The sequence below is a fragment of the Idiomarina sp. Sol25 genome, from assembly GCF_033052775.1.
GTDB lineage: Bacteria > Pseudomonadota > Gammaproteobacteria > Enterobacterales > Alteromonadaceae > Idiomarina.
Window position 1 is genome coordinate 71,133 of the sequence record NZ_JAUPEW010000002.1, and the last position, 19,069, is coordinate 90,201.

General features: G+C 48.6%; 20 protein-coding genes. 9 read left to right on the forward strand and 11 right to left on the reverse strand.

What is annotated here, in order from left to right:
• Positions 1-59 precede the first annotated feature (59 nt).
• The 4 genes from Q5L94_RS04450 to Q5L94_RS04465 all read right to left on the reverse strand — a co-directional run bounded on the left by Q5L94_RS04450 (position 60) and on the right by Q5L94_RS04465 (position 4,527).
• Positions 60-500, reverse strand: a complete 441-nt coding sequence (locus Q5L94_RS04450; protein WP_317497253.1) for a hypothetical protein — start codon at positions 498-500, stop codon at positions 60-62.
• Positions 490-2,274, reverse strand: coding sequence for an acyl-CoA dehydrogenase C-terminal domain-containing protein (locus Q5L94_RS04455; protein WP_317497254.1), 1,785 nt, complete (start codon positions 2,272-2,274; stop codon positions 490-492). The genes Q5L94_RS04450 and Q5L94_RS04455 overlap by 11 nt, the downstream gene beginning before the upstream one ends.
• A gap of 108 nt (positions 2,275-2,382) precedes the next feature.
• Complete coding sequence (locus Q5L94_RS04460) at positions 2,383-3,096, reverse strand: general secretion pathway protein GspB (protein ID WP_317497255.1); 714 nt, start codon at positions 3,094-3,096, stop codon at positions 2,383-2,385.
• A 12-nt stretch (positions 3,097-3,108) separates the two neighbouring features.
• The gene (locus Q5L94_RS04465; RefSeq protein WP_317497256.1) at positions 3,109-4,527 is read right to left on the reverse strand and encodes an ExeA family protein; all 1,419 of its coding nucleotides are present in this window, start codon (positions 4,525-4,527) and stop codon (positions 3,109-3,111) included.
• 109 nt (positions 4,528-4,636) lie between these two features.
• Here Q5L94_RS04465 and Q5L94_RS04470 point away from each other — a divergent pair, with 109 nt between their 5' ends.
• Positions 4,637-5,749 (forward strand): multifunctional CCA tRNA nucleotidyl transferase/2'3'-cyclic phosphodiesterase/2'nucleotidase/phosphatase, encoded by a 1,113-nt coding sequence (locus Q5L94_RS04470; RefSeq protein ID WP_317497257.1) that lies wholly within the window; start codon positions 4,637-4,639, stop codon positions 5,747-5,749.
• On the opposite strand, the gene folK is transcribed toward Q5L94_RS04470, so the two are convergent.
• Both folK and folB read right to left on the reverse strand, forming a co-directional pair.
• Positions 5,746-6,255 carry a 2-amino-4-hydroxy-6-hydroxymethyldihydropteridine diphosphokinase gene (gene folK / locus Q5L94_RS04475; protein WP_317497258.1) on the reverse strand — a complete coding sequence of 170 codons (510 nt, stop codon included), beginning with the start codon at positions 6,253-6,255 and terminating at the stop codon, positions 5,746-5,748. The two genes, Q5L94_RS04470 and folK, sit on opposite strands and share 4 nt — an antisense overlap.
• Before the next feature lie 11 nt (positions 6,256-6,266).
• Positions 6,267-6,650: a dihydroneopterin aldolase gene (gene folB / locus Q5L94_RS04480; protein ID WP_317497259.1), complete on the reverse strand. Its 384-nt coding sequence runs from the start codon at positions 6,648-6,650 to the stop codon at positions 6,267-6,269.
• A gap of 97 nt (positions 6,651-6,747) precedes the next feature.
• On the opposite strand from folB, the gene plsY reads away from it, so the two are divergent.
• The gene (gene plsY / locus Q5L94_RS04485; protein WP_317497260.1) at positions 6,748-7,338 is read left to right on the forward strand and encodes a glycerol-3-phosphate 1-O-acyltransferase PlsY; all 591 of its coding nucleotides are present in this window, start codon (positions 6,748-6,750) and stop codon (positions 7,336-7,338) included.
• Here plsY and tsaD read toward each other — a convergent pair.
• Positions 7,322-8,356, reverse strand: coding sequence for a tRNA (adenosine(37)-N6)-threonylcarbamoyltransferase complex transferase subunit TsaD (tsaD, locus tag Q5L94_RS04490; protein WP_317497519.1), 1,035 nt, complete (start codon positions 8,354-8,356; stop codon positions 7,322-7,324). The two genes, plsY and tsaD, sit on opposite strands and share 17 nt — an antisense overlap.
• A gap of 86 nt (positions 8,357-8,442) precedes the next feature.
• On the opposite strand from tsaD, the gene Q5L94_RS04495 reads away from it, so the two are divergent.
• Entirely contained in the window at positions 8,443-10,041 is a 1,599-nt protein-coding gene (locus tag Q5L94_RS04495; RefSeq protein WP_317497261.1) for an amidase, read from the forward strand.
• Here Q5L94_RS04495 and Q5L94_RS04500 read toward each other — a convergent pair.
• Together Q5L94_RS04500 and Q5L94_RS04505 are read right to left on the reverse strand one after the other, a co-directional pair.
• Positions 10,019-11,059 (reverse strand): phosphodiesterase, encoded by a 1,041-nt coding sequence (locus Q5L94_RS04500; RefSeq protein ID WP_317497262.1) that lies wholly within the window; start codon positions 11,057-11,059, stop codon positions 10,019-10,021. The genes Q5L94_RS04495 and Q5L94_RS04500 overlap by 23 nt on opposite strands.
• On the reverse strand, positions 11,059-12,093 hold the full coding sequence (locus tag Q5L94_RS04505) for a type IV pilus twitching motility protein PilT (protein ID WP_317497263.1): 1,035 nt from the start codon (positions 12,091-12,093) through the stop codon (positions 11,059-11,061). The genes Q5L94_RS04500 and Q5L94_RS04505 overlap by 1 nt, the downstream gene beginning before the upstream one ends.
• 36 nt (positions 12,094-12,129) lie before the next feature.
• Between Q5L94_RS04505 and Q5L94_RS04510 the strand changes: the two genes are divergently transcribed.
• Genes Q5L94_RS04510 through Q5L94_RS04525 form a run of 4 tightly spaced genes read left to right on the forward strand, consistent with a single transcriptional unit; the run spans position 12,130 to position 14,645 of the window.
• Positions 12,130-12,840: a YggS family pyridoxal phosphate-dependent enzyme gene (locus Q5L94_RS04510; protein ID WP_317497264.1), complete on the forward strand. Its 711-nt coding sequence runs from the start codon at positions 12,130-12,132 to the stop codon at positions 12,838-12,840.
• On the forward strand, positions 12,840-13,664 hold the full coding sequence (proC, locus tag Q5L94_RS04515) for a pyrroline-5-carboxylate reductase (RefSeq protein WP_317497265.1): 825 nt from the start codon (positions 12,840-12,842) through the stop codon (positions 13,662-13,664). The genes Q5L94_RS04510 and proC overlap by 1 nt, the downstream gene beginning before the upstream one ends.
• An 8-nt stretch (positions 13,665-13,672) precedes the next feature.
• Entirely contained in the window at positions 13,673-14,200 is a 528-nt protein-coding gene (locus Q5L94_RS04520; protein WP_317497266.1) for a YggT family protein, read from the forward strand.
• Between the two features lie 22 nt (positions 14,201-14,222).
• Positions 14,223-14,645, forward strand: coding sequence for a DUF4426 domain-containing protein (locus Q5L94_RS04525; RefSeq protein ID WP_317497267.1), 423 nt, complete (start codon positions 14,223-14,225; stop codon positions 14,643-14,645).
• On the opposite strand, the gene Q5L94_RS04530 is transcribed toward Q5L94_RS04525, so the two are convergent.
• On the reverse strand, positions 14,642-16,372 hold the full coding sequence (locus tag Q5L94_RS04530) for a potassium/proton antiporter (RefSeq protein ID WP_317497268.1): 1,731 nt from the start codon (positions 16,370-16,372) through the stop codon (positions 14,642-14,644). The two genes, Q5L94_RS04525 and Q5L94_RS04530, sit on opposite strands and share 4 nt — an antisense overlap.
• A 130-nt stretch (positions 16,373-16,502) precedes the next feature.
• Between Q5L94_RS04530 and rdgB the strand changes: the two genes are divergently transcribed.
• Entirely contained in the window at positions 16,503-17,114 is a 612-nt protein-coding gene (gene rdgB / locus Q5L94_RS04535; protein WP_317497269.1) for an RdgB/HAM1 family non-canonical purine NTP pyrophosphatase, read from the forward strand.
• Positions 17,111-18,262: a radical SAM family heme chaperone HemW gene (gene hemW / locus Q5L94_RS04540; RefSeq protein WP_317497270.1), complete on the forward strand. Its 1,152-nt coding sequence runs from the start codon at positions 17,111-17,113 to the stop codon at positions 18,260-18,262. The genes rdgB and hemW overlap by 4 nt, the downstream gene beginning before the upstream one ends.
• A gap of 17 nt (positions 18,263-18,279) precedes the next feature.
• Here the strand turns inward: hemW and trmB are convergent, their stop codons facing one another.
• Positions 18,280-18,996 (reverse strand): tRNA (guanosine(46)-N7)-methyltransferase TrmB, encoded by a 717-nt coding sequence (gene trmB / locus Q5L94_RS04545; RefSeq protein WP_317497271.1) that lies wholly within the window; start codon positions 18,994-18,996, stop codon positions 18,280-18,282.
• Between the last annotated feature and the right edge of the window lie 73 nt (positions 18,997-19,069).

Below are 19,069 nucleotides of genomic sequence, written 5' to 3' on the forward strand. Positions count from 1 at the left end.
GGCCAGCAAGAGACAAAAAAGCCAGCGAGAAATCGCTGGCTTTTTACTTTACTCTTCGTTTATTTTTCTTCGTAACTTTTTAGCTCTACCTGATAGTTTTCCAGTTGCTGTCTTAGGCTGTCATTTAAAACGACAATTATTTCCTGCCGCTGCCCTTTTTCATCAACAAACCGTAAACCGGCTAAATCTTTTTCATACTGCTGCAGCACCGGCGGGTTTTCCAACTGGTAAGTTCTGGGAGGTAAAATTAAGCGCTTTTCCGTTAGCTCAAGGTTGTTATAAAACGCGGCTGGTTGTAATGGCCTGAACTTCACCACAATTGCCATAACAATGGCCATGGTCAGCAGCGCGCCTGAAACGATAATCCATAAGGGAACCGCATCGCCAATATAAATTGCCATCCATATCGCTAAAAAGAAGCCGCCCCAAGCCTGGGGGCGGCGACTATCACGATAAAACGTCAATGCATTGCTTTCTTTTTTTTCGTCTTTAGAAGTCATCGTCGCTATGTAAGTAAAGGCTTTCACTACCATCTTTTATCGCAGCTGCCAGGCTATGAATGCGCGGCAAAATGCGGGCAAAATAGAAACGTGCCGTTTTTGCTTTCGTTGCCAGGTATGGCTTGTCATTTAACAGTGGTTCTGCGGCTATTGCCATTTTCAGCCACAGGTAAGCGTAAGAAACATAACCTACCAGATGAAGATACTCAACCGCCACACTGTTTACTAAGTTCTCATCACCAGCCGCTTTTTGCAGTACTTCTTCACTGACACCATTCAGTATATTCAGCGCCTGCTGCAATTGCTCACGCTGCTTTATCCATTCGCTGCTGGTAGAGGATTCCTCCAGGAAGCTCTGAATTTCCTCATTAAACGGCTGCAGTAGCTGGCCTTGTGAACCAAAGACTTTACGCCCCAGCAAGTCCAGCGCCTGAATACCATTAGTGCCTTCGTATATTTGAGCTATACGAGTATCGCGAACCAATTGTTCCTGGCCCCACTCTCTGACATAACCGTGCCCACCAAAAACCTGTTGGCCATGAATGGTCGACTCCAGTCCAGTATCGGTTAAAAAAGCTTTCGCAACAGGCGTTAATAACGCCACCATGGCATCGGCCTTTTGCCTAACCTTGTCATCCCCGGCATATTTTGAACGATCGAGCTGCTGCCCGACCCAGGTCGAAAACGCGCGACCACCTTCAGTCAGAGACTTCATTGTCAGCAACATACGGCGCACATCGCCGTGCACTAAAATTGAGTCGGCTTCGGCTTGGTCGTTACGAGTTGCTTTTGCGCCGCGTCCCTGAATACGATCTTTCGCGTATTCCAGAGCATTTTGGTACGAACGCTCTGCCGCTCCCAGCCCCTGAATACCGACGCCTAATCGCTCATAGTTCATCATGGTAAACATAGCGGGTAAACCACGATGAGGCTCACCTACCAGCCAAGCTTTTGCACCATCAAAGTTCATCACACAGGTTGCTGATGCGTGAATACCCATTTTGTGTTCAATAGAACCGCAGCTAACATTGTTACGTTCGGTCAGGTTACCTTGCTCGTCGGACAAAAACTTAGGCACCACGAACAACGAAATACCTTTTGTTCCCGCCGGTGCGTCAGGCAATTTTGCCAGCACCAGATGCACAATATTGTCGGTTAAATCGTGCTCACCGCCAGTAATAAATATTTTGGTGCCGCTAAGCGAAAAACTGCCGTCTTGCGCGGGAATCGCCTTACTGCGAATAATGCCTAAATCCGTCCCGGCATGCGGCTCGGTCAGACACATGGTGCCTGTCCATTCACCCGAAACCATACGCGGTAAATAATGGTTCTTCAGCTCATCACTGCCATGCGAATTAATTGCCATGATAGCGCCGGAGGTTAGGCCCGGATAAAGCGAAAAGGCGATGTCCGCGCTGCAAAGCATTTCTTCGTATTGAGCAGATAAAGATTTCGGCAGCCCCATGCCGCCAAAATCGGGGTTTGCCGTTACACCAACCCAGCCACCTTCAGCCAGCTGGCGAAAGTTCTCTTTATAGCCTTTAGGTGTTGTCACCTCTCCGTCTTTAAACTTAACCCCTTCTTCATCCGCTTCGCGGGCTATGGGGGCAACCAAGTTTTCTGCAACTTTTGCGCCTTCATCAAGAATAGCGCCAGCAGTTTCAACGTCCATCATGTCGGCAAGTTCCGGAGTCTGCTGCCAGTCATCAGCAACGCGGAATACATCATGCAGAACAAAATCCATGTCGTCGCGGGGAGCTCTGTAGTCAGCCATATCATTACCTCTTGTAGGGATCACGAAGCGTTCAAACTAATAATTTAAACGCCTGTTTAAACTTTATTGCACAAGAGTATGAATCCCATAGCAGGATGTCAATAATTTCTATGGTTGCCAGTCTTCTAATGCTGGCTGGGAGAATGCCTGTGAGTCTTTCACCAAAACCACCTTTTGTGGCTCTATTCGCAATATTGTCAGCTGACTTAACGCATCGCCCTCGTACAGTCGCTGGCCATTCAGTTCAATCCACCGCTGCGACGCGCTGGAACGATACATGTGGCTGTCATAACTAAACGCTGGTACCTGTCGCTGGAACGAGCGTGAAAGTTCACTTAATGAAGGTATGACACTGGTATCGGTTCTATGATCACCGGTGCTGGTATCATTCACTGCCGCTTCAAAGCGCTGTAATAAGTCTGGCGAAACAGTCGAAAGATCCAGAGCTTGCCGCTGCGCTCCTGCTTGCCCGGCTGGTTCCGATTCTGACGATTGCTGTTGACCAGCACTCTGTATTAATTCAGGTTCTTCCTCCGGAGCGGGTTCGGGTTCGGGTTCAGCTTCCCATTCAACCGATTCAATACTGGCGGTTTCTCCCCACCGGAAACCTTCCGCTTCAGGACGTTCAGACTGGTTTGTTTCACCAAGCCAAACAGCTCCGGCAGAGCCCAGCACTGCGCCGAGAATAAGCGCCAAAGGCCAAAGTAGCCAACTCCAGCTACGGTTGTGTTTATCGTTAGCCATAAGCGAGGCATCAAGCACTGAGGTTTGCTTTAATAATGGCGACTGTTGCTGCTTTAACGCTTTTAATAAGGATGACATTATTTGCTCTCTTTACTCGCTTTCTTTACTCAATCGGGGCCCAAAGTCAGACGCGCGTGATGCCAGCCATGCCATTGTCGCTTCATCCAGCTTTCCGGTTACCCGCAGCCCCTGGCTTTTTTGCAGTGCTTTAAATTGTTCAACTGATGACTGACTTTCCCATTCAGAACTCAGGTGTTTTTCCAGCTGTTCACGAACCCACTGGCGGTGTGTGTCGCCGTTTTCAGCCAGCGGCTGTTGATACAAAATAAGGAAAGCCCCGTTCCAGCCAGTAGTATCTATCGCCGTACCATCGGTTATTATATCGGCGCTTTTATCTCGCTTATAAAGCAATGCCGGGTAGTTAATGCTGCGCAGTTGTTGCAGGCTCTGGTTTAACTTAAGACAGGCGAGATCATATTGTTCTACCCACTGACAAAAATCAGCATCTAACGGGGGTTCGGGCAAGCCCCAGACACTCGCCAGCTCTTTTGCGGCCTGATACTGACTGCTGGACGTTGCGTCCAACGGTTTTTTCGTATTGTTAATCAGGGTGTAACTGCCAACAGCGGTGGCAACAAGAAGCACAAAAGCCCCCGCCCAGCGCCATAAAGCCGAGTGTGGCTGCCGATTCCTGCTACCGGTAGTGCCATTCAGTTCAATATGCGCTTGCTGTATATGCCTTGGCAACACTTCGCTACTGGATTCCGTATAAGCTGCCAGCAATGCCCGGTCACAATAAAGGTTTAATAAACGGGGAATGCCCTGAGTTAACTGATGCGCCTTTCGTCCTGCAGCTGAACTAAATAACGGACGGTTTGCGCCGGCCACCTGCAGGCGGTAAGCAATGTAGCGTTGCGTGTCCTGTTCTGTCAGCGGCAAAATATGATAACGGGCGGTAATACGCTGCGCCAGTTGACGAAGTTCCTGTCGGCGCAATAAATCCTGTAGTTCCGGCTGACCAATTAAAATGACCCGAAGCAACTTACGGTCATGAGTCTCTAAGTTGGTCAGTAACCTCAGTTGCTCCAGCACCTGAGGCCGCAGATGCTGGGCTTCATCAATAAGCACCACACACTGGCGGCCATCATCATTGGCTTTCAGAAAAAACTGGCTGAGCTTATCGGTCAGTGTTTTGCGGGTCGCGGAGCGTTTTTGATAACGAATGCCAAATTCATCACACAAACTTGCAAGCAGTTCATCCTCATTCAGCATAGGGTTAAGAATAAACGCCGTTTCCGTTGACTCGGGCAGCTGCTCCAGTAACGCTCTGGATACCGTAGTTTTGCCTGTTCCAACTTCCCCGGTTAACAAAATAAAGCCGCCACTGCCCTGCAGTCCTTGCGTAAGGTGCGCCAAAGCCTCCTGGTGTCGCTCACTCAGATAAAGGTAATTCGGGTCCGGGGCAATGGAAAACGGCTCTGCCTGAAGACCAAAATAGTTTTGATACATATCGGTCCGCTATAATGCTGCTGTTATTATTTGTTCAACAGTGTAACGACTTGCTTGCACATCGACCAGTGATTCGACATGATCATGCCAAACAAAGTTGAGGTGAGCAGTGGACGTATACTTAGTTGGCGGCGCAGTACGCGACAAACTTCTGAAATTACCCGTGCACGAACGTGACTGGGTCGTGGTGGGTTCCCGTGCAGAAGATTTATTAAAACAAGGGTTTCAGCAAGTCGGCAAAGATTTTCCGGTATTCCTGCACCCCAGCACCCGCGAAGAATACGCACTGGCCCGCACTGAACGAAAATCCGGCAAGGGCCACACCAGTTTTGACGTTTTCGCCTCTCCTGAAGTCACTTTGGAAGATGACCTGGCGCGTCGGGATTTAACAATTAACGCTATAGCACAAAGCGAAAGCGGCAAGATAGTCGATCCATACAATGGCGTACAGGACATTGAAGACCGTAAATTACGTCATGTTTCTGAGGCTTTTACCGAGGATCCGCTACGGGTATTAAGAGTGGCACGCTTTGCCGCGCGTTTTGCTCACTTAGGTTTTACCGTGGCCGGGGAAACTCTGCAACTGCTGCAAGAAATGTCAGCCAGTCAGGAGCTCCGTCACTTAGTCCCGGAGCGGGTCTGGCGGGAATGGGAGAAGTCGCTGGCAACCCAAACGCCAACCGTTTTTTTAACTCTGCTTAAAGACATACAGGGGCTTTCTCAGGTGTTGCCCGGAATAACCGCCGATGATTCACAATTGCAGCGTTTGCAAAGAACATCAGCTTATTCCGATTCTACGACTCTCAGATTTGCCAGCTTGTTTATAGAGCAGGCAACTCCTGAGAACCTGAAGCAGTTCTGTCGGCAACTGGCTATTCCGAATCATTACCGTGACTGCGCTTTACTGGCTAGAAATCATGAGGATTTTATTACTTCACCGGAGCTCCCCGAAAAAGTCCAGCTAGCAGCGATACTAAAACAAATTGACTATTGGCGTCGTCCCGAAAAACTCGAACAGTTACTGCAGTTAAGGCAAGCTGAATATAGTAAATCCACGCAACAGCAAAGTATCGCGGATCAGCATAAAAAGTTACGTTCGGGGGCAAAAAAAGCAGCAGCGCTTAATGCTGAGACTTTGCAGCAGCAAGGCTTTACCGGTAAAGCCCTGGGCGATGCTTTACGCGAACAGCGTGAACAAATACTGGCTGAGGCAGTGAGTTAATCTTCCAGCCAATGAGTGTCACTAATCGGCTCTAATTGTTGTGGCGAGTCTTTATGGGTCTGCTGGTATTGCTCCCACAACTGCTGGTAGCTTACATTTAAAAGCGGATGCAGACGCCTTCCGGCAATTTCAGCCAGCGGCCAGAGCACAAAAGCATTTTCAAGAATTTCACCACGAGGCAACTGCGGCTGTAGCTGCCGAATAACGTCATCGTACAATAAAACGTCAATGTCTAAGGTTCGCGGGCTGAACTTGGCACTGCCCGGAACCCGTCCGTTTTCCTGTTCAATGCGCTTACACTCGGCCAGAACTTCGGTAACAGAAAGGTCAGTTTCTACCTCGACCACCAGGTTGTAAAAATCGCTGCCGGAAAACCCAACCGATTCACTGCGGAAAATTCGCGAACGTTGACGCCAGTCAAAGCTTTTGGCAATTGCTTCTAAGCCCGCACGAATGTGTTTTTCACGATCCGTATTAGAGCCTATTCCGAGAAAAACTTGCGCCACAACTTATCCTCTTAACCAAATGGGCTGTCGAAAACACTTCGGCGAACGCTTACGGCGACCGTTTTAGCATTAGGCACAGCTCCGGGTTTAGCCACCCGCACTTCAACGTTCTGTACTCCGAACTCATTTAAAATGAGGCTGGCAACACCTTCGGCGACCGTTTCTATTAGCTGACGCGGCTTTTCTGCTACCCAGCCAGACACCCGCTCGCTCACCAGTGCATAATCTAAAGCGTCGTCAATATTATCAGTAGTTGCCGCGCGCTGGTTGTCCCAGCTCATCTGAATATCCAGCACCAACCGCTGTTTTTTTTCTTTTTCCCAATCATAGACACCAATGATGGTCTCTACAGTTAGACCCTCAATGCTAACGACATCAATATCTGCTTGTTCCATTTGTGTTAACCCGTGGTAATTGCCCAAAAAACCGCTTATTCTAGGAGCATTGACTTTTAATCGCAGTCTACCTTAACAAACGAGGGATTCGTACCCCATGACAGCGCTTACTTTACTGATGATACTTTCAGCCTACCTTCTGGGCTCTATCAGTAGTGCTGTGGTTATCTGCCGGCTCTGGGGCTTACCTGACCCGCGCAAAGAAGGCTCGGGCAACCCCGGAACAACCAATGTTTACCGGGTTGGCGGAAAAGTTCCTGCGTTATTAACTCTATGGTTTGATGTTTTAAAAGGTATGGTTCCGGTCTGGGGTTCTTATTTTTTAGGCATTGAACCATTTTTCCTTGGCTTAATTGCCGTTGCAGCCTGCCTTGGCCACATTTTCCCGCTCTACTTCCATTTTCGTGGCGGCAAAGCAGTTGCTACCGCATTAGGGGCTATGTTTCCGGTAGCCTGGGAGATGGCTTTGCTGCTTATTGCAACCTGGTTACTGGTTTTCCGTATTAGCAGAGTATCGTCTCTGGCGGCACTAGTAACCGTTTGTCTGGCTCCCTTTTATGCCTATTGGATAAAACCCCAATACACGGTGCCGGTTATTATGATTTCGCTATTGATACTATGGCGTCACCAGGCCAATATTTTGCGATTGTCTTCCGGCGAAGAAAAAGCCTTTAAACGGCGTCGCTAGCCACTGCCATCGGTTTTAAATCTGTCATCGGCCATCTTGGGTGTGTTTTTACTGCAAGTGACTCACGTTCCCCTGCTTCTAAACGCAGAGCGCCCGCTAAGGCAATCATCGCGCCGTTGTCGGTGCAGAACTCCGTGCGGGGATAAAACACCTGGCCCTTTTGTTTTTCCAGTAAAGCTTCCAGTTTGGCGCGTAAATGTTTATTGGCACTGACACCACCAGCAACGACCAAACGCTTGTAGCCGGTTTCTTTTAGCGCACGGCGACATTTAATAACCAGGGTATCGACCACCGCATCTTCAAATGCCCGCGCAATATCCGCCAGGGTCTGCTCATCACTGTCATTAGCAGCCAAAGTGTTGGCCGCAGAGGTTTTCAGGCCACTGAATGAAAAGTTAAGCCCAGGCCTGTCTGTCATTGGTCTGGGGAAAGTAAATCGGTCACTGTTACCTTGTTCTGCCAGAGCCGCCAATCGTGGTCCTCCGGGATAATCCAGCCCCATCAGCTTAGCGGTTTTATCGAAAGCCTCACCTGCCGCGTCGTCCACTGATTCACCCAGTAAATGGTAATCGCCTATTCCTTTTACCTGCACCAATTGAGTGTGACCACCAGACACTAGTAAAGCAACGAACGGGAATTCGGGTTGGTTCTCTTCCAGCATAGGCGCCAGCAAATGCCCTTCCATATGGTGAACACCCACTGCCGGCAAATTCCAGCCAAAGGCCAGACTGCGGCCGATGCAGGCACCCACGAGTAAAGCGCCAACTAACCCAGGCCCCATGGTATAGGCAATGCCGTCCAGCTGCTGATGAGTGATACCGGCTTCTTTAAGCGCTGCTTTAATCAGCGGTAAGGTTTTACGCACATGGTCACGCGATGCCAGCTCAGGTACTACGCCGCCATAGTCGGCATGCAGTTTCACCTGCGAGTACAACTGGTGGGCTAATAAGCCTTTTTCGGTGTCGTACACCGCAACACCCGTTTCGTCACAAGACGTTTCAATACCCAATACCCGCATAGTGCTAACCAATTTCCACTCTTTATCGACAATTGACGCTATTTTACCTGATTTTTATTCACATGACTCGCCTTACAGGAAAAGTTATGCCACTTTATGAAAAACATAAAAACAACAAAGGCTTTGGCATGAGACAACTCGTTGCATTTCTATTTATTCTGACCTTATCGGCCTGTCAGACACAGCCGACGGAGCAAGACAAGTTTTCCTGGCAGGACGCCTCTGTTATTAAGTTGCAAAACGCCATGACCAATGGTGATTTAAGCGCCGAACAACTCACACAATATTACCTGCAACGCATTAATACCCATAATCGTCAGGGTGCGAACTTACGAGCAGTAAACAGCGTCAACGGGAATGCTCTGACAGATGCCAGACGGCTTGATGCCGAGCGCGAACAAGGCGAGATTCGCGGTCCATTACACGGTATTCCTGTTATTTTAAAAGACAACATTGATACCGCCGACGGCATGGCGAATACCGGGGGGTCATTATTATTCGCAGAAAACTACCCGGAAGATGATGCCTTTCTTGTAGAACAGTTACGTGATGCCGGCGCCATTATTCTAGGCAAAGCCAACTTAAGTGAGTGGGCGAATTTTCGCTCTACCCGCTCAAGCTCGGGCTGGAGTGCTATTGGCGGCCAGGCGGTCAATCCGTACGACACAACTCGCTCCACTTGTGGCTCCAGTGCAGGTTCCGCCACCGCCGTTGCCGCCGATTTAGTCGCACTTGCGGTAGGTACCGAAACCGACGGCTCGCTAACCTGTCCGGCCGCGGTTAATGGCATTGTTACCATCAAGCCTACGCTGGGTCTTATCAGTCGTGACGGCATTATTCCTATTTCTCATAGCCAGGATACCGCAGGCCCAATGGCCCGCAGCGTAGCAGGAGCCACCTTAATGCTGGATGCGATGCAAGCTTACGATCCAGATGACCCCGCGGGCTATCGTACTGAGACGAATTTTGCCTCGCATTTAAAAACAGACGGACTCAAAGGCAAGCGTATTGGTGTGGTTCGCAACTTAATGGGTTATAACGAATTACTCGACCAACAGTTCGAACGACAACTTTCGATTTTGAAAGCTCAGGGAGCTGAGATCGTTGACGTAGAAATGGCAACCTACGGTGAATATGGCGGTGATGAATTTACCGTGCTGCTGTATGAGTTTAAACAGGATATGGCGGCTTATCTGAGCAGTACGAATCTGTCTTATGACAATTTAGGTGACATGATAGCGGCAAATAAAGAACTATCTAAGCAGGAATTGTCACTCTTTGGTCAGGAGCTTTTTGAAATGGCAGAGGCTCAGGATGACGAAGCCGCTTACCAAAAAGCGTTGGCCAAAAGTAAAAAACTGGCGGGCAAAGAAGGCATCGATGCCATGCTTCAGGAGAACAATATCGACCTACTAATAGCCCCGACGACAAGCCCTGCCTGGAAAATTGATCACGTACTTGGTGACAACTACTCAGGATCGGCCAGTTCACCTGCGGCGGTTGCCGGGTACCCGCACATATCAGTGCCTATGGGTTATATTCAAATTGGAGGCGAACCCGCCCTGCCGGTAGGTATCAGCTTCTTTGGTGCTGCACGCTCTGAGGCAACCCTTATAGAAGCGGCGTTTGCCTATGAGCAAGCGACAAAACACCGCAAACCGCCTAGTCTGGTTGTAACTGACTGAGGTTAATGAGACGAGTCTCGAGCGGCCGGCCGTCAACATCACGGAGTGTTAGCTCCAGTTCCGGCTGCTCTTTCCAAATAATTTCAATTTGACCATAACGGCTTTCGGCATAGGCCTCACCGTCGCGATAAACAGATGAGTAAGGCGTTTCACCGTCAAAATTAATAGTCCCCGGCGTCACCTGCCACAGTGGATAAGGCAGAAATTCATCTGACTTAGCAAACTCACCGAACAGTCTGTCACCACTGGCCAAGAGTAACCCAGAAGGCTTCAGTTCAGTCAGCAGCTCTTTTAAACGTTTCTGTTCACGCTGGTAAAGTGCCCAGCTGTCATAGCCGTTAGCAGGAGCTATTACCGGTGTTGCGCTCATAATAATGCGGACTTCGGCAGGCTGTTGTAATTGCTCCGCAAGCCACTGCCACTGTTCATCACCCAGCAAATCGCCAGTGTTGTTCGACTGATAAGGACCTAAGTCAGCATTAAACCGACGAGTCTGACGCTCTACCCAACCCACCTGACTCAATGGGTCGCGGTTCCAGCGGCCGTCCAGAACAATCACCTGCACGCGTTGCGATTCGTTCCCAAAAATTACGCTCTTAGCGATACCGTGCTTTTGGAACAACCGTTCCGAGGTTGCCGGCTCACGCCAGAAAGTCAGAAAGTGGTTGCGAACGGCATAACGATTGGGGTTATCTTTTCCGCTCTTGCCATCCAGACTGTAATCGTTGCGGTTCCAGACCGACATCACCGCAGAGTTGCGCCTTAGAACCCGAGGCCCCCTGTAACGGTTGAACACCTCATAAGCATCCAGTAAGTCATCCATGTCACCGGCGTTCTCATCGATAGTATCGCCCAGGAACACAAACACTTCAGGCTGCGCATGATTAATGGCATCCCAGACTTCCTGTCGCTTGGTATGGTCAATGCAACAGCCAAAAGCCACTCGTGTTGTCTGCTGGGCAGATGCGCTAAACGCCACAGCCAACAGCAGAAGCAGCCAAACGCTCCGTATTAGCATTAGAAATCCTCTTTAGTCACCGCACAGCGGCGCGCCTCTTCTGCTTCTATATCGCCACGGGCCAGTAATTTCTTGAGTGCCTGATCTAATGTTTGCATACCCCGCTCAGCTCCGGTTTGAATAGAAGAGTACATTTGCGCCACTTTGTCTTCCCGAATCAAGTTCTTAATCGCGGGCGACGACAGCATAATTTCATGTGCGGCGACACGACCGCCACCCACTCGTTTCAGCAGGCTCTGCGAGATAACCGCACGCAAAGATTCCGACAGCATGGAACGGATCATCGGTTTATCATCCCCCGGGAACACATCAATAATACGGTCAATGGTTTTTGGTGCAGAGGTTGTATGCAAAGTACCTAAAACCAAATGCCCGGTTTCAGCTGCCGTCATGGCCAAACGAATGGTTTCTAAATCGCGCATTTCACCCACCAGAATCACATCAGGGTCTTCACGCAGTGCTGAACGCAGAGCCGCACTGAAACTGCGAGTATCCCGATGAACTTCACGCTGGCTGACCAGGCTTTTCTGGTTATCGTGCACAAATTCAATAGGGTCTTCTATAGTCAAAATATGCAGCGCCCGGGTCTGGTTTAAATAATTAACCATGGCGGCCAATGTGGTTGATTTACCCGAGCCGGTCGGTCCGGTTACCAACACTAATCCCCGGTTGGCACTGACAATGTCCTTAAATATTTCCGGGGCATCCAGTTGATCTAAAGTGGTGACTTCGGCAGGTATCATGCGAAAAGCCGCTGCGATGCCTTTACGCTGCGTGAAAACGTTGGCGCGGAAACGCGCAACGCCTTCAATTTCAAATGAAAAATCACACTCGAACTTTTCTTCAAACTCCTGCCACTGGCCTTTGGTCATCACCTCAAACAACATGTCTTTCAGCTCATCCGGCTGGTGTTCGGGTTGATTTAGCGGACGAATGTCCCCATCCACTCTAATCATAGGGACACTGCCGGAGGACAAATGTAAGTCCGAGGCATTTTGTTTCACACTAAAGGCCAGTAATTCGTTAACATTCATATATCTAATCCCTGAATAAGTGAGATGACGGTGGCAATGACAACTAAGGTAGCAGAAAAGATAACAAATAATCTCGCGGAAATACGTCAGCAATTGCAGATTTTATCTGAAGAATCGCCACACCCGCAGTCAATAAGATTGTTGGCGGTGAGTAAAAAGCACTCTTTGGAAGCAATAAAAGCCGCTATTGCCGCCGGCCAAATGCATTTCGGCGAAAACTATGTTCAGGAAGCCGTTGATAAAATTACTCAGCTAAAAGAACAAACTACCGAGCCGGTGCAGTGGCATTTTATTGGCCCGGTTCAGTCGAACAAAACCAAAGACATAGCTCAGCACTTTGACTGGGTACAGAGCGTAGAGCGGGAAAAAATCGCTCGTCGTCTCAATGAGCAGCGCCCCGACGATTCGCAGCAGCTCAACCTGTTATTGCAGGTTAATATTGATGATGACGACAACAAATCGGGGTTAGCTCCCGAGCAGGTTGATGCTTTAGCGGAATACGTTATGAATTGCCCTAAACTCAAGTTACGCGGTTTAATGACTATTCTTAAAGCCGGGACAGCAGAAGACGAACGGAAAGAAAGTTTTCAACACATGTATAAGCTCTACCAAAAGTTGCAACAAACTTATGGCGAGCAAATTGATACCTTATCCATGGGGATGTCGGGTGATATGCGACAAGCGGTACTTGAGGGTGCTAACATGGTACGTATTGGAACAGCAATTTTTGGAGAACGGGAGTCCTAATGAACGACATTCGGAATATTGCCTTTATTGGCGCAGGAAACATGACACAAAGCATTGTCGGCGGTATGTGCAAAAGCGGTTATCCCGCTGACAAAGTCTGGGTCAGTAACCCAAGTGATGCCAAATTAGAAAAAATGAAGTCGGATCTGGGTGTGAATACCAGCAACGATAATCTGGAAGTGGTGAAGAACGCGGACGCTATCGTACTGTCGGTTAAGCCTCAGTTAATGGCAGAAGTTTGCGCTCACTTACGTGAAAACGTTCACAACTTAACTGACAAGCTCATCATCACTATTGCTGCTGGTATTCGTATTCCTAAATATCGCGAGTATTTAGGGGAAAACATCCGTATTATCCGTGTTATGCCAAATACGCCGTCACTGATAGGTCAGGGCATGTCTGGTTTAGTTACGGACAACTCTGTAGACGAAGCGGATAAAAACTTTGTAACCGAAGCCTTTAATGGCGTAGGTGAAACACTCTGGGTTAGTGACGAAGATCAACTCGATATTCTTGGCGCCGTAGCAGGCAGTGGGCCAGCTTACTTTTTCGAGTTTATGGACAGCCTGGCAAAAGCTGCCACCGAGCTTGGTTTTGATGCCGAGAAAGCCCGCGCCATGGTTCAGCAAACCTGTTTAGGCGCTGCACAAATGGCTAAAGAAAGTGAGTTATCATTGGAGGATTTGCGCAAGCAAGTCACCAGTAAAGGCGGCTCTACGGCTAAGGGTGTTGAAGCATATCAAGACTCTGACTTACACGGCATTTCGGAAAAAGCCGTAAAAGCCGCAGTTAACCGTAATCAGGAAATGGCGAAACTCTTTTAGGAGTCACTATGAATAACGCCCTTACATTTTTAGTCGCAACCATAATTGACCTGTATTTGGTCATCGTACTTTTGCGACTCTGGATGCAGTTAACTCAAGCTGACTTTTATAACCCGGTCAGCCAGTTTGTTTATAAGGCAACCCAGCCTGTAGTGGGTCCGCTGCGCAGCTTTATGCCAATGCTGGGCAAGCTGGATACAGCCAGCTTAATTTTTGCTTTGGCATTAGGTATGTTAAAAGTCGCCGCCCTGGTTTGGCTAAATGACTTAGCTGTTAGTCCGTTGGTTATTGTCATTCAGGGAGTATTAACGGCTGTAAGCAGTTTGCTGTCAATGTTGTTCTGGGTACTGGTTATTAGGGCAATACTCAGCTGGTTCTCACAAGGGTACAACCCGGTAGAAGCCATGCTGCACCAAATCACAGAGCCGCTATTAGCGCCTGTACGTAAAATTCTTCCTCCAATAGGAGGATTAGATTTATCGGTACTGGTTGTCATTATTGCACTGCAGTTTTTGCGTATATTGATTGGTGTTTAATACTACTGGTGGAGGAAAAGTGATGAGTAAAGCATTCTTTGTTAAAACAGTAATGGTCGTTTCTTTAATATTTTCAGGCATTGTTATGGCTGAACAGAAAGAGTCCCTGGGCGACTGGGATGTTCACTACAGCGCTTTTAACTCCACCTCTTTATCTCCTTCTATTGCGACGCAATACGACTTAACTCGCAGCGCATCAAAAGGCGTTCTCAATATTGCGGTATTGGATAAAAAGACTCAAAAAGCGCAAACACCCGAGGTAACCGGACAAGTGGTGAATCCGCTGGGACAAATACAGGAGCTCGATTTTCAACAGGTGACTGAAGGTGATGCCAGTTATTACCTGGCTCAGTTTAAGCACTCTAATGCCGAAACCCTGCGTTTTACCATTCAGGTTGGTGAACATCAGTTTAAATTTAACCAGGAGTTCTGGTTGAACGACTAGCTTTGAACCGGCTTAACGCCTATCGACTGAATATCACCTTTATCGCTGATTTTTCTTACCGTCAGAATGACATCGCCCAAACGTATATTGTCACCAATAACAACGCGGCGATGGAATTTCTGCGAGAAGTAATCAGCGATTGTCGTACTCAGCAGAGCATCGTCCAGATTACCCAGAGGATAAAAGCTACCGACATCGGCCAACGTCAGATCGCCACGCAAAGTAAAGTCACCAAAGAAGTCTTTCTCGGATACTTTTAAGCCCTTACCGCCTGACGCTAAAATTCTGCTCACCTCATCAATATCGTTTACCGTCGCAGCAACCAGTAGGCCATCACCCTCCTCCACCATGGGCTGGGTTTCTGGCTGCAACCATTCTCCGTCGCGAATTAACCCCACGAAAGTAGCCGGCGCCGTCAGTTTTAGTTCCTTCCAGGTATGGTCACAAGCCGGCGAGTGTTTATCGATGCGGTATAACCACACCTCCAGCGCCTCTTTACTGGGCACCGATGATAGTGGCATACGCTGCTGAGGCCTAGCTTTTAGCGGCACCTCAAGCCCTAACCAACGCGCTACCGGTGCAATGCTCCACCCCTGAATAATGAGTGAAATCATCACTACCACAAAGGCGATATCAAAATACAATTCTTGATCAGGTACGCCACTCAACCAGGGGAATAACGCCAGTATAATAGGAACCGCACCCCGTAAGCCTACCCAGCTAATAAACACTTGTTCACGCCAGGGAAAGCTAAACGGCAATAAGCTAATAACCACAGCTAACGGGCGGGCAATAAAAATTAAAGTAAAGGCAATACCAATGGCTACCGGCGCGTTAGCCACTAAGTGAGAAGGAACAACCAATAACCCCAGAATAAGGAACATGGCTATCTGACTTAGCCAGGCGAGCCCATCCTGCACTTGCAATATATGTACTAGTTGAGGCAGCCTCGCATTACCAATAACAAAGCCCATTAAATAAACCGCCAGAAACCCACTGGCATGGAGTTTTGCTGTTAGCGCATAAATGGAAATAGCGCAGGCTACCGCCAGCAATGGAAAGAAGCTGAAACTAAGAGGCAACTTACGTGCCGCAATAATGAATAACCGACCACCTAACCAACCTATGGTGAGGCCGCCAATTAGCTGCCAAACAATGTCCAGGCCTACCCAATACCAGTCGGGAAAGCTGCCGCTGGCTACAGCACCGGTCATGGTTAAAGTTAGAATAACGGCCATGGGGTCGTTACTGCCCGACTCTATCTCAAGGGTAGATGCGACCCGCTCTTTAATTTGCAACCCGCGGGACTGAAATATGCCAAACACCGCCGCGGCATCTGTTGAACTGAGTATCGCTCCCATTAGTAAAGCCGCAGGCCAGGGTAAACCAAACCAATACACCGCTGCAGAAGCCACCATAGTACAGGTTAATGCGACACCTATGGTTGCCAGGCTAATAGCCGGCCAGAGCGCTACCCGAAAGCGCTCAGGGTGTGTGCGCATCCCCCCGTCAAACAAAATAATAACCAGAGCCGCAGAGCCAATAAAAAATGCAATATCCGGATTATTAAACTCGACGCCTAATACACCTTGCTCACCCGCAAGCATTCCAATTAACAAAAAGGTCAGCAGTACAGGTGCACCCAGCCGGTTGGATGCTACAGCGGCTAAAATGCTGACAACCAGCAGCAAGCCACACAATAAAATCAAGGTGTTAGCCGAATCCAAATAGAATCTCCTTATCTTTGTCTCTGCTTGTTCATCATAGCAGGTTTCACTTAGAGGCTAATGTTAGATTTCAAATCCCGTTAAAACCCTTTATCCTGTGCCTCTTGATAATTAGGGTACAGGTTCGCTTATGACGTCACAAAAAACCTTAGTGCTGGCTACCGGCAACGCAGGAAAAGTTGCCGAGTTGCGTCACATGTTAAGTCAGACACATGCCACCGCCGACTGGCAAGTTCGCCCGCAGTCAGAGTGGGACTTCGCTGAGGCTGATGAAACCGGCACCACTTTTGTTGAAAATGCCATTATAAAAGCTCGTCACGCTTGCCGGCAAACGGGGTTACCTGCTATTGCTGATGATTCAGGTCTGGCCGTTAAGGCTTTAAATGGCGTTCCGGGTGTTTATTCTGCTCGTTATGCTGGTCCCAATGCGACAGACTCCGATAATATCAATAAATTATTACAGGCTTTAGAGGGCACTGAAGAGCACCAGCGGCAGGCCAGTTTTTATTGCGTATTGGTTTATATGCAAAGCGCAGAAGATCCGACACCAATCATCTGCCAGGGCCGCTGGGACGGACACATATTAACTCATCCGGTTGGTGAAGAAGGCTTCGGTTACGACCCCGTGTTCTGGGTTAAAGAAAAAAACTGTTCCGCAGCGCAATTAAGCAAAACAGAAAAACAAGGGCTCAGCCACCGCGGACAAGCGTTAAAGCTACTACTGGAGCAATTGGCTGAATGACTTCTCCTCTGACGCTTCCACCGCTGTCTCTGTACATACACATTCCATGGTGTATTCAGAAGTGCCCTTATTGTGATTTTAATTCTCATAAACTGACCGGCGATGTGCCCGAAGCAAGCTATGTCGGGCGTCTTTTAGAAGACCTACGAGCCGACTTTGACTGGGTTCAGAATCGGGAAATTCAGTCAATATTTATCGGCGGGGGCACGCCGAGTGTATTATCCGCAAAAGCAATACAGCAGTTAATGGATGGTGTCCGTTCAATAGTGACATTAAGTTCCGACTGTGAGGTGACCATGGAAGCGAACCCGGGAACCTTTGAAACCGAAAAATTCTCTGCTTTCGTTGCCGCAGGCATCAACCGGTTGTCTATTGGTGTTCAGAGCTTACAGGAGCACCAGTTACAACGCCTGGGGCGTATTCACAATCCGCAGCAGGCAAAAGATGCAGCCACTCACGCAAGTGAATTACCGCTATCCAGTTTTAATCTCGATCTTATGCATGGCTTACCGGATCAGACTGTAGAAATGGCATTAGACGACCTACGCCAGGTCATTGCCCTGAACCCGCCGCATATTTCCTGGTACCAATTAACTATTGAGCCTAACACGCTATTCGCAAGCCAACCTCCGGAACTACCGGACGACGACACACTGTGGGAAATTTATCAGCAGGGTCATAAACTTCTGGAAGCAGCAGGTTATTCTCAGTACGAAGTGAGCGCTTACGCTAAACCGGGCCATCAGAGCAGGCATAACCGTAACTACTGGCAATATGGCGACTATTTAGGTATTGGCTGCGGAGCCCACAGCAAAGTCACTCTGCCTCCGCAAAATAAAATCCTGCGTTGCGAAAAAGTGAAGCACCCCAAAGGCTATTTAGATTTAACCAAGCCTCTGCGTTATCAATTAAAAGAAGTCGCAGTAGATGACCGCTTGTTTGAGTTTTTCATGAACCAATTCCGCCTACTGGAGCCGGTTAGTAAAAATAACTTTGAACAAACCACAGCTCTTTCTGCAGAGCTAGCCTCAAAGCAGTTAGCGAAAGCGAAAACTCTGGAGCTTGTAGCAGAAGACGGGCGTAACTGGCAACTGACTCAACGCGGCCACCGATTCTTAAACTCGGTTCTGGATACGCTTCTGGATTAACCCAGAAGCGTGGCAGATTAGTTTATTTTAAACTGAAGGTCCCAAACACCATGACCTTTTCCTTCGCCACGGCGTTCAAACTTGGTTTTGGGTCGGCTGTCAGGACGTGGTACGTAATCACCTGAAGACGACAAATTCATTAACCGGGGTTCGTCACTCAAAACTTCCAGCATATGCTCTGCATAGTTTTCCCAGTCTGTTGCCAGATGAATGACTCCGCCAGTCTCAATTTTCTGAATTAATAATTGCACAAACTCGGGCTGTACGATGCGCCGTTTATGGTGGCGCTTCTTGTGCCAGGGGTCCGGAAAGAAAATTTGAACGCAGTTCAGACTGTTATCCGGAATGCATTGTTTTAATACTTCGACCGCATCTTCATGACACACCCGGAGGTTTTTCACCCCTGCATCCTCTACAGCCATAAGACATGCGCCTACACCCGGCTCATGAACTTCTATACCAATAAAGTCTCGTTCAGGAGCATTAGCGGCCATTTCGACCAATGAATGCCCCATGCCAAAACCAATCTCCAGAGTTACCGGCGCTTGCCGGCCAAACACCTCAACTAAATTCAACCGGCCATTCTCCAGAGCTAAGCCTACTGAAGGCCAAAGACGTTCAATTGCAGCAGCCTGCCCTTTTGTCAGTCTTCCTTCTCTTTTCACAAAGCTCCGCACTGTTCTCACATATTTTCCGGCAGCGGCGGCTTCTTCGGCAGTTTTAAAATGGCTCATGACTTTCCTGAAAATTAATGACTTAGCTAATACCAAAAAAACAGGCCTGAAAAATCAGGCCTGTTTAGAGTAG